Source organism: Streptomyces sp. GC420, assembly GCF_009916105.1.
Lineage (GTDB): Bacteria > Actinomycetota > Actinomycetes > Streptomycetales > Streptomycetaceae > Streptomyces.
The window spans coordinates 1-2,156 of sequence record NZ_JAAAXQ010000681.1; the positions used below are offsets into that span (position 1 = coordinate 1).

The 2,156-nt window shown below is 68.1% G+C and carries 2 protein-coding genes; both read left to right on the forward strand.

The features are described 5' to 3' along the window. Positions 1-15: 15 nt before the first annotated feature. Positions 16-1,218 (forward strand): ABC transporter substrate-binding protein, encoded by a 1,203-nt coding sequence (locus GUY61_RS37740; RefSeq protein ID WP_166634798.1) that lies wholly within the window; start codon positions 16-18, stop codon positions 1,216-1,218. A 13-nt stretch (positions 1,219-1,231) separates the two neighbouring features. After that, positions 1,232-2,116: an ABC transporter permease gene (locus GUY61_RS37745; protein WP_166634799.1), complete on the forward strand. Its 885-nt coding sequence runs from the start codon at positions 1,232-1,234 to the stop codon at positions 2,114-2,116. Positions 2,117-2,156: the final 40 nt, after the last annotated feature.

Below are 2,156 nucleotides of genomic sequence, written 5' to 3' on the forward strand. Positions count from 1 at the left end.
TCCCTGGAGATCCCCGTGCGTCCGAACCGATCCACCCGAGCGGCAGTCGCCGCCGGCGCCCTGCTCCTCGCCACCGCCTGCGGTTCCTCCGACACCGCGGACACCTCACCGGGCGGCAGCGGCCTCAACCCGCCGAAGCTCTCCGCGCAGAAGGCCCTCGGCAAGACCGAGGGCAAGGTGAACCTGATCGCCTGGGCCGGATACGTCGAGGACGGCTCCAACGACCCCGACGTCGACTGGGTCAGCGCCTTCGAGAAGGAGACCGGCTGCCAGGTCAGCACCAAGACCGCCGGGACTTCCGACGAGATGGTCAGCCTGATGAAGACCGGGCAGTACGACGCCGTCTCCGCCTCGGGCGACGCCGCCCTGCGGCTGATAGCCGCCGGAGACGCGGCGCCCGTCAACACCGACCTGGTGCCCAACTACAAGGACGTCTTCTCCGGGCTGAAGAACCAGCAGTGGAACACCGTGAACGGTGTCTCCTACGGAGTCCCGCACGGCCGCGGCGCGAACCTCCTGATGTACAACACCGAGAAGGTCTCCCCGGCCCCCGACTCCTGGTCGGCCGTCTTCGACGACGCCTCGAAGTACAAGGGCAAGGTCACCGCGTACGACTCTCCCATCTACATCGCGGACGCCGCCCTCTACCTGATGAAGACCGAGCCCTCCCTCGGCATCAAGAACCCCTACGCCCTCGACCAGAAGCAGTTCGACGCCGCCGTGGACCTGCTGAAGAAGCAGAACGCGAACATCGGCGAGTACTGGAGCGACTACCTCAAGGAGATCTCGGCCTTCAAGAGCGGGGACTCGGTCGTCGGCACCACCTGGCAGGTGATCGTGAACACCGCGCAGGCCGAGAAGGTCCCCGTCGAGGCCGTCCTCCCCAAGGAGGGCGCCACCGGCTGGTCCGACACCTGGATGCTCTCGGCCAAGGCGAAGAACCCCAACTGCGCGTACAAGTGGATGGACTGGATCATCTCCCCGCAGGCCAACGCCCAGGTCGCCGAGTACTTCGGCGAGGCACCGGCCAACTCCGAGGCGTGCGAGCTGACCGCGGACAAGAACCACTGCACCACCTACCACGCGGCCGACGAGGCCTACTGGAAGAACGTCCACTTCTGGACCACCCCCATCGCGCAGTGCGTGGACGGACGTACCGACGCCAGTTGCGTCCCCTACGCCAAGTGGGTCCAGGCCTGGACCGAGATCAAGGGCTGAGGACCACCCACCGATGACCCACACCGTGCCGGCCGCCGGATTCGTCCGGCGGCTCGCCGGGACCCTGCACCGCCGGCCCCGGCTGCGACTGTCCCTGCTGCTGTCCGCACCTCTGGCCTGGCTCGTCCTGGCCTACCTCGGCTCACTCTCCGTCCTGTTCATGTCCGCCTTCTGGACCACGGACAGCTTCACCTCCGACGTGGTGAAGATCTGGAACACCGACAACTTCCGGGTGCTCTTCACCTCCGAGGTCTACCGGCAGGTCGCCCTGCGCAGCGTCGGTGTCGCCCTCGCGGTCACCGCGCTGTGCGTCCTGATCGCCTTCCCCGTGGCCTTCTACACCGCCAGGATCGCCAAGCCCGGGCGGCGGCCCCTGCTGGTGGTCGCGATCCTCACCCCGCTGTGGGCCAGCTACCTGGTCAAGGCCTACGCCTGGCGGCTCATCCTCGCCGAGGGCGGCCTCCTCGACTGGGCGCTGGGACCGGTGGGCCTGGAGAGCCCCGGCTACGGACTGACGGCGACCGTACTCGTCCTGACGTACCTGTGGCTGCCGTACATGATCCTGCCGATCCACGCGGGACTCGAACAGCTCCCCGCCAACCTGCTCGACGCCTCCGCCGACCTCGGCGCTCGCACCGGCCGAACCTTCCGCTCCGTAGTCGTGCCGCTCGTCCTGCCGTCCGTCGCGGCCGGCTCCGTCTTCACCTTCTCGCTCAGCCTCGGCGACTACATCGCGGTGCAGATCGTCGGCGGCAAGACCCAGCTCATCGGCAACGTCATCTACTCCAACATCACCCTGGACCTGCCGCTGGCCGCCGCGCTCGGCACCGTGCCCGTGGTGATCATCGTGCTCTACCTGCTGGCGGTGCGCCGCACCGGAGCCCTCAGCAGCCTCTGAACCAGCAGCCGCACGCCCCCGCCGCCCCCTGTCGACCATC

Bases quoted from the DNA above. Each gene is read 5' to 3' on its own strand.
- GUY61_RS37745 (WP_166634799.1), top strand. From the start codon at position 1,232: ATGACCCACACCGTGCCGGCCGCCGGATTCGTCCGGCGGCTCGCCGGG.